Source organism: Arthrobacter sp. 05N33_2 (assembly GCF_056397425.1).
Genome location: NZ_JBFTNJ010000107.1, coordinates 1 through 6,243 on the forward strand (window position 1 = coordinate 1; position 6,243 = coordinate 6,243).

The 6,243-nt window shown below is 66.8% G+C and carries 7 protein-coding genes; 3 read left to right on the forward strand and 4 right to left on the reverse strand.

What is annotated here, in order from left to right:
• Positions 1 to 318: 318 nt before the first annotated feature.
• Both AC1DHX_RS19975 and AC1DHX_RS19980 read right to left on the reverse strand, forming a co-directional pair.
• Positions 319 to 1,035, reverse strand: a complete 717-nt coding sequence (locus tag AC1DHX_RS19975; RefSeq protein WP_476859847.1) for a DUF4397 domain-containing protein — start codon at positions 1,033 to 1,035, stop codon at positions 319 to 321.
• 140 nt (positions 1,036 to 1,175) lie between these two features.
• Entirely contained in the window at positions 1,176 to 1,634 is a 459-nt protein-coding gene (locus tag AC1DHX_RS19980) for a flavin reductase family protein (protein ID WP_476900411.1), read from the reverse strand.
• Positions 1,635 to 1,829: 195 nt separating this feature from the next.
• Between AC1DHX_RS19980 and AC1DHX_RS19985 the strand changes: the two genes are divergently transcribed.
• The 3 genes from AC1DHX_RS19985 to nrdR all read left to right on the forward strand — a co-directional run bounded on the left by AC1DHX_RS19985 (position 1,830) and on the right by nrdR (position 4,397).
• Positions 1,830 to 2,408 carry a hypothetical protein gene (locus AC1DHX_RS19985; protein ID WP_230008336.1) on the forward strand — a complete coding sequence of 193 codons (579 nt, stop codon included), beginning with the start codon at positions 1,830 to 1,832 and terminating at the stop codon, positions 2,406 to 2,408.
• Positions 2,409 to 2,437: 29 nt separating this feature from the next.
• The gene (gene hisD / locus AC1DHX_RS19990; protein WP_476859883.1) at positions 2,438 to 3,790 is read left to right on the forward strand and encodes a histidinol dehydrogenase; all 1,353 of its coding nucleotides are present in this window, start codon (positions 2,438 to 2,440) and stop codon (positions 3,788 to 3,790) included.
• Positions 3,791 to 3,893: 103 nt separating this feature from the next.
• Positions 3,894 to 4,397 (forward strand): transcriptional regulator NrdR, encoded by a 504-nt coding sequence (gene nrdR / locus AC1DHX_RS19995; RefSeq protein ID WP_028275865.1) that lies wholly within the window; start codon positions 3,894 to 3,896, stop codon positions 4,395 to 4,397.
• 196 nt (positions 4,398 to 4,593) lie between these two features.
• Here nrdR and ppgK read toward each other — a convergent pair whose 3' ends face one another.
• Both ppgK and map read right to left on the reverse strand, forming a co-directional pair.
• Positions 4,594 to 5,397: a polyphosphate--glucose phosphotransferase gene (gene ppgK, locus AC1DHX_RS20000; protein ID WP_476900409.1), complete on the reverse strand. Its 804-nt coding sequence runs from the start codon at positions 5,395 to 5,397 to the stop codon at positions 4,594 to 4,596.
• Positions 5,398 to 5,495: 98 nt separating this feature from the next.
• Positions 5,496 to 6,243 (reverse strand): type I methionyl aminopeptidase (gene map, locus AC1DHX_RS20005; protein WP_476900410.1); only part of this gene is annotated, 748 nt, incomplete at its 5' end.

Genomic DNA, 6,243 nt, shown 5'->3' on the forward strand with positions numbered 1-6,243 from the left:
CTCCCAAGGATCTTAGCGCCAGCGTGTAGACGAGCGGACTGAACCGTCGGTACGCCTCCGCGAGGACGCGTTCGTCGCCGCCGGCAAATGCGTGGTCGAGACCGGAGTCCCAATCGTGCGATGCGGCAGCCTCCATCAGGTGCTCCTTTGAGCGGCAGTGGCCCCTGTTGCACCACATTATGCCGCTCGCGCGGGGACTCCGCCATGGTCGAACTGGGTCAGCCTTCCGGGCTGTCACTGTGTGCGTGCCGGTGGGGCCGCGGTTGATGCGACCCCACCGGGCGAGAAAACAGGATGCCTGCTGGAGCTCCGGTTGGCTTACTCGTGGTGGCCTTTGTGTCCGCGCGATGAGGAGTCCACTACCTGTACGGCGGCCCCAAGGTTGTTGTCGGCGAGGCTTCCCCAGGCGTAGACGATGGTGTTTTTCCCCGCAGTGACCTTGATGTCGGCCGGACCGATCAGCGGGGCAGTGGTTCCCTCGGCTGCGACCGAGGCCGGGACGGTTCCGGCCTTGAGAGTGAGGGTCTTTTGATGCCGGTTGGTGAGTCCCTCAATGACCGCGTTGCCACCGGCCAGGACATCGACGGCGGGCGCCGCMGCSACGTGCCGGACGGTCAGCTTGCCCTTTCCCTCCGGGCTGGCGGAGGTGTCATTGGTGAAAAGGGTGGCCGTGGGCGTCCCGTCAGCGGCCAGATGTGCGACCGCTGTGTAGTCCCGACCTTCTTCGAGGTCCACTGTGACCGGGCCTATCACGGGGTGGTCGGCGCTGGTGGCGTCGGCGCCGGTGATGGCGACCTTGTGGTCTCCGTCGGGGACGTTCAACGGCCCGGCCAATGTGCCCGGTTTGAAGTTGTCCAGGGCGAGTTTGCCGTCGACCCAGACATCGACGGTAAGGCCCGGAACGCCGTGGAGGACGGACAGTTTTGCCGTTCCCTCGTCGCGGTGATGCCAGGTCCCGGCCTGGGCCGGGGCGGCCAGGGCCAGTGCTGCCAGCAGCGTCATTGCTCCGGTGGCTGCAGAGAGTGTCTTGCGCATTTCCAACTCCTCATCGGGGCCCACATGGGGGCGGTGGTTGTGCTTACACCCTTATTACCGGCCGAAGGCCGTCGCCGGATGCACCACCGGGGAAGTTTTAATGTGCCGTGTTAATTTGCCGTGGCCCGTAGAGGCGTCTGTCAGATCTCGTAGTCGAGCGGAACGGGCTGGCTGTAGGCCCCGGAGTGGTAGAGCAGGGGAACACCGTCGTCGCCGACCYGGCCCTCCACCACCTCGACCACCACGACCGCGTTGTTCTCGAAGGAGAGCCGCATCTGGACCTTGCCGATCAGCCAGCCGCTGACTCCCTTGAGCACGGGCACCTCGTGGGGTCCGAGCTCCCAGTGGTCGCCGTCGAACCGGTTGCCGGCCCGGGCGAAACGGTCGGCGAGCTCCTGGTTTTCCAGCCCGAGCATGTGCACGCCAATGTAGGTCGTGTTCGCCACGGCCGGCCACGAGCTGGAGGTCCTGGCCATGTTGAACGTAAAGCGCGGCGGCTTGGCGGACAGAGAGGCCACGGAGGTCGCCGTGAATCCGAACGGGACGCCGTTGTGGTTGGCCGTGATGATGGCCACGCCCGCCGCGTGCCGGCGGAACATTTCCCTGAATGTTCCCTCGAAAATACCTTCATCTGTGGCCACTGCGATCCAACTCCCTGCTGCACGTGCGTGTCGTACTTCTACTCTGCCAGCGTATTGCGCAGGGGAATCGAGTGCGGCATTTTCTTTACGTCTCCCGTCATGTGCTGCCGGCCGGCGTCATGCGCCGCGGGAATCCTTGTTAYGGTTTGTTGCATGACACAGTCCGCAGTCGACGGCCCCGTCCACCACGCCGGGGAGCCCGCACAGCCCGAGCGGCGTCCCGAGGGGCAGCCCGGTTCCGGGGGGACATGGCGGAAGGCCGCGGTCATCGCGGCCGCCGGCATCCCGGTGGGGCTGCTTTGGTGGCTTCTGGCGCCGTCGGGCCTGAATCTCCTGACCGGAAACCCTGACCTCGCCGCCGGCACCAACACCGCCACCTGGCTGCCCCGGGACCTTGTGCTGGCGGGGCTGTGCCTGCTCGCAGGGTGCATTGCCGGGTCGTTCGTCGCCGGCAACAAGCACCAGCAGCCCGGCCCCGGCACTGTTGTCCTCGTGGTCCTCGCCGGCGCTGCCGGTGCGCTCATCGCGTGGGGAACCGGTGTGCTCAGCGCCCAATGGTGGGGAGCGCCGGCAGATACTTCGGCCAGCGCCAGCGTCGCTTTCTCCCTGCGCTCCTATGCGGTCCTCGCCATCTGGCCGGCAGCGATCGCCCTGGCCATCTTCCTGAACAGCCTCTTCCCGGGCAACGGCGGCAAACCCCGCCGCGGCGGGGCACGTAAAATGATCGGGTGAGCCTAATTCCTGACAGCCCCGTGACCCCGATGACCGCCGCCCTTAACTTCCGCACGGTGGACGTGCGCGGTGCGCACCTGTCTCTCGCCGGACTCCGCGCAGCCGTGCCCCGGGCACAGTCCGGGACGATGGCCGACGCCGAGGGCAAGGTCCTGGATATCATCTCCGCCGTCCGCGCGCGGGGCTTCGGCGCACTGCGGGAGCTGGCGCTGGCTTTCGACGGCGTCGAGCAGACGCATCCCCGCGTCCCGGCCGAGGCGCTGCGTGCAGCCCTCGAGAACCTGGATCCCGCCGTCCGCGCGGCCCTGGAGGAGTCCATCAAGCGGGCCCGCGCCTTCGCCGACGCCCAGCGCCCGGCGAACATCGACGTCGAACTCGGCGAGGGCGCCGTCGTCAGCCAGAACTGGGTGCCGGTGGCGCGCGTGGGGCTCTATGTCCCCGGCGGCCTGGCGGTCTACCCGTCCTCGGTGATCATGAACGTGGTCCCGGCCCTGGCCGCCGGCGTCGAATCGATTGCCCTGGCCTCGCCGCCGCAAAAGAACTTCGGCGGCCTCCCGCACCCCACGATTCTGGCTGCGGCCTGCCTGCTGGGCATCGAGGAGGTCTACGCGATCGGCGGAGCACAGGCCATTGCGGCCTTCGCCTACGGCATCCCGGCCGGCGCGTCCGACGGCGGCCACCTCCCCGGGATCGACCCCGTGGATGTCGTCACCGGTCCGGGCAATATCTTCGTGGCCACCGCCAAGCGCCTGGTTAAAGGGGTTGTCGGGATCGATTCCGAGGCCGGCACCACGGAGATCGCGATCCTCGCGGACGCCACCGCCAGTCCTGCCCTTGTGGCCGCGGACCTCATCAGCCAGGCCGAGCACGACCCCAAGGCTGCATCGGTGCTGTTCACCGACTCCGAGGCCCTCGCCGCAGAGGTCCGCGTGGAGCTTGAGCGGCAGGCCGCTGCCACCAAGCACTCCAGCCGCGTCCGCGAGGCGCTCTCGGGCCCGCAGTCAGGGGTGGTGCTGGTCGAGGACCTGGAGCAGGGCATTGCCGCCTGCGACGCGTACGCCGCGGAACACCTTGAGATCATGACCGCCGACGCCGCCCGGGTGGCCGGCCGGATCCGCAGCGCCGGTGCGATCTTCGTGGGGGACTACAGCCCCGTGAGCCTGGGGGACTATTGCGCCGGCTCCAACCACGTGCTGCCTACCAGCGGCACCGCGGCCTTCTCCTCCGGACTGAATGTGACCACGTTCCTGCGCGCCATCCAGGTCATCAACTACAGCCGGGCCGCGTTGGAGCAGGTCAGCGGCCATATCGTCAGCCTCTCCGGCGCGGAGGACCTGCCGGCGCATGGCGAGGCCGTCACGGTGCGGTTCGCCGCACGGTAGTTCAGGACCCAGACCACTACATGTAGTAATTACAGGCTTGTTATTCAGCTACATCTAGTCGTAAACTGAGGTCACAGCGGATTGCGACAGGGGAGGAACCGACATGTATTGCCCGTTCTGCCGAAACCCTGATTCGCGCGTCGTGGACAGTCGGATCGCCGACGACGGCTCCGCCATCCGGCGCCGCCGTCAGTGCCCCGAATGCGGCCGCCGGTTCACCACCGTGGAAACCACGAGCCTGACCGTCATCAAGCGCTCCGGGGTCGGCGAGCCGTTTAGCCGCAGCAAGGTCATCAACGGCGTGCGCAAGGCCTGCCAGGGCCGCCCGGTCACCGAAGACGATCTCGCCTTGCTGGCGCAGGAAGTCGAGGAGGCCATCCGGGGCTCCGGCGCCGCCGAAATCGAGGCCCACGAAGTCGGGCTGGCGATCCTGGAGCCGCTGCAGCGTCTCGACGAGGTTGCCTACCTGCGGTTCGCCAGCGTCTACCAGGCCTTCGAATCGCTCGAGGACTTCGAATCGGCGATTTCCCTGCTTCGCCATGAGGCAGAGACCAAGGGCCGGGACGGCAAGAGCCCGGACAAGCGGCCGCTGCAGGCGCCGTCGTAAATGTCCTGATTGTCCTGGCGACTGCGTCCCAGGATCCACCACAGACTCCGGTGGTGGCAGCGGAGGGGAAGCCGCAGCCACCACCGGCTCCACCTCACCGCTCCACAAAGAAATTGAGCTATCACTCCGGGTCGTTCCCAGCRTTCAGAACGACCCGGAGTGATAGCTCAATTGGTTTTAATCCCGCGATGGGCCTTTATTTTGCCAGCTTGTGCTTGAGGGCAATCTCGATGGCCGCGCCCACGATCCCGGCGTCGTTCTTCAGCTCGGCCGGGACGATCGGCGTGCGCAGCTTCATGTGCGGCAGGTACTCGTYSGCRCGCTTGGAGATGCCGCCGCCCACRATGAAGAGCTCGGGGGARAACAGGAATTCCACGTGGGAGAAGTAGCGCTGCAGCAGGACGCTGTACTGTTCCCAGCTGAGGCCCTCGCGCTCACGGGCCACGGCCGAGGCCTTGGTCTCGGCGTCGAAGCCGTCAATCTCCAGGTGACCGAGTTCGGCGTTGGGAACCAGCTTGCCGTCGAAGATGAACGCCGAGCCGATGCCGGTGCCAAGGGTGATCACCAGCACCGTGCCGGCGACTCCCTCGCCGGCACCGAAGCGGGCCTCGGCGAGTCCCGCGGCGTCGGCGTCGTTGATGACCTCCACCGGGCGGCCGAGACGCGCCGTGAGCATGGCATCGATGTCGGCTTCCAGCCACGACTTGTCCACATTCGCGGCCGAATGGACCACGCCGTGCTGGATGATGCCGGGGAAGGTCACGCCCACGGGGCTGCTGGCGTCGGGGGCATCGGAACGGGCCGAGAGCTCCGCGACAACCTGCGCGACGACTTCGGCCACCGACTCAGGAGTGGAGGGCTGCGGCGTCGGGAAGCGCACGCGGTCACCGATCAGCTTCCCCTTCTTCAGGTCCACGATCCCGCCCTTGATTCCGGTCCCACCGATGTCAATGCCGATCAGGGGGGCGTTCTTCTTCGACTTTTCGTCCTTCTTGGCCAATGTCGTTCCGTTCGTGGCAGGGGCGGGCTGTAGTGACCGGGCAGGGCCGGTGGTGAAAGAGCGGGGTGGCTCCGTGAAATAGCGTGTGGAGCAGACGGTCAGGGCAGCGTGAGGACCTCGGCACCGGACTCCGTCACGAGCAGGGTGTGCTCGAACTGGGCGGTGCGCTTGCGGTCGCGGGTCACGACGGTCCAGTCATCGGCCCACATGTCCCAGTCAACGGTGCCCAGGGTCAGCATCGGCTCGATCGTGAACACCATACCGGTTTCCATGGTGGTGTTGTATGCCGGGGCCGCGTCATAGTGCGGAATGATCAGCCCGGTGTGGAAGGCTTCGCCAACTCCGTGCCCGGTAAAGTCGCGGACCACGCCGTAGCCGAAGCGCTTTGCGTAGGACTCGATGGTCCGGCCGATCACGTTGATTTCGCGTCCGGGAGCCACGGCCCGGACGGCGCGGGTCAGCGATTCCCGGGTGCGCTCGACGAGGAGGCGGGATTCCTCGTCGACGTCGCCGACCAGGAAGGTGTAGTTGGTGTCGCCATGGACGCCGCCGATGAAGGCCGTGATGTCGATGTTGAGGATGTCGCCGTCCYGGACCACSGTGCTGTCCGGGATCCCGTGGCAGATGACCTCGTTGAGGGACGAACACAGGGACTTCGGAAAGCCCCGGTATCCGAGGGTGGAGGGGTACGCGTTGTGGTCCAGCAGGAACTCGTGGCCCACCCGGTCCAGCTGGTCGGTGGTGACGCCGGGTTCGATGTGCCTGCCGACCTCCACTATGGCCTGGGCGGCGATCTTGGAGGCGATCCGGATCTTCTCGATGGTCTCCGCCGACTTGACCTCGGAC

Coding starts and splice junctions, on each gene's coding strand:
- AC1DHX_RS19985 (WP_230008336.1), top strand. CDS start 1,830: ATGACACAGTCCGCAGTCGACGGCCCCGTCCACCACGCCGGGGAGCCC.
- nrdR (WP_028275865.1), top strand. CDS start 3,894: ATGTATTGCCCGTTCTGCCGAAACCCTGATTCGCGCGTCGTGGACAGT.
- hisD (WP_476859883.1), top strand. CDS start 2,438: ATGACCGCCGCCCTTAACTTCCGCACGGTGGACGTGCGCGGTGCGCAC.